Source organism: Paracoccus sp. S4493 (genome assembly GCF_000967735.1).
GTDB lineage: Bacteria > Pseudomonadota > Alphaproteobacteria > Rhodobacterales > Rhodobacteraceae > Paracoccus > Paracoccus marcusii.
Map to the genome: position 1 here is coordinate 1 of NZ_JXYF01000408.1, position 1,138 is coordinate 1,138.

Here is a 1,138-nt window from a genome sequence, read left to right on the forward strand (position 1 = left end):
GCCTGGTCATGGCCGGGGGCCTGGAAAGCCGCCTGTTGACCGCGGGGATCGTGATCGGCGCGGCGGCGATCCAGATCCTGGTGCACATGGTCTATTTCCTGCACATGAACGGCCGGTCCGACGAAGGCTGGACGATGATGGCGCTGATCTTCACCGTCGTCGTGGTGGTGATCATCCTGGCCGGGTCGCTTTGGGTCATGCACAACATGAACGCCAACATGATGCCCCAGATGAACAATGACGGCATGCCGCAGCTGTCCGGTTTCGGGACGTAACATGGCGGCGTGGCGCGGACCGGTCCGATGGGGCATCGTGATCCCCGGCACCGTCCTGTGCCTGATCTTCCTGGCGCTGGGCGTCTGGCAGGTGCAGCGGCTGGAATGGAAGCGCGACCTGATCGCGCGCACCCAGGCCGCCGTCACCGCCGCCCCGGTGGCGGCGCCGTCCCCCCAGGCCGTGGCGGGGGACGACACGTTCGAATACCGCCGCGTCATGCTGTCCGGCCGCTACCTGCAGGCCTCGGACACGCTGGTGCGTGCTGTCACGGCCTTGGGCGCGGGTTATTGGGTGATGACGCCGTTCCGGACCGATCAGGGGTGGACCCTGCTGGTCAACCGCGGCTTCGTCGCGGCTGACGGGACCGACGACTATGCCTCCGCATCGACCGCGCCGGATCAGGTCCTGACCGGCCTGATGCGCGCCAGTCAGGAGGGCGGGGCCTTCCTGCGCGACAACGATCCGCAGGAGGGGCGCTGGTTCTCGCGCGATACGCAGGTCATCGGCGCCGCCGTCGGCCTGGATCCGGTCGCGCCGTGGTTCCTGGACCTGGACCGCGGTCCGGGGCAGGGGGCGCCCATCGGCGGGCTGACGGTCGTGTCCTTCCCGAACAGCCATCTCAGCTATGCGTTGACCTGGTTCGCGATGGCGGCGGGGCTGGCCTTCCTGCTGGTCTTCATTCACCGGCCGCACGGTCGTTAGACGGTCCGTGGCATCGAACAGACCTGCGCCATCGATCGGACCCGCGTCGGCGTTCCCGGCCCTTGGCATCGGCCACCCATGCGGCCACTGCCATCAGCCCATCAGCCCATCAGCCCATCAGCCCATCAGCCCATCAGCCCATCTGCCGCTTGGCAAGCTC

2 protein-coding genes are annotated in these 1,138 nt (G+C 68.1%); both read left to right on the forward strand.

Annotated features, from left to right (window positions below; genetic code table 11):
• Window positions 1-275 (forward strand): cytochrome C oxidase subunit IV family protein (locus TW83_RS18095; protein ID WP_045984178.1); only part of this gene is annotated, 275 nt, incomplete at its 5' end.
• A 1-nt stretch (window position 276) separates the two neighbouring features.
• Window positions 277-978 (forward strand): SURF1 family protein, encoded by a 702-nt coding sequence (locus TW83_RS18100; RefSeq protein ID WP_045984179.1) that lies wholly within the window; start codon window positions 277-279, stop codon window positions 976-978.
• Window positions 979-1,138 lie beyond the last annotated feature (160 nt).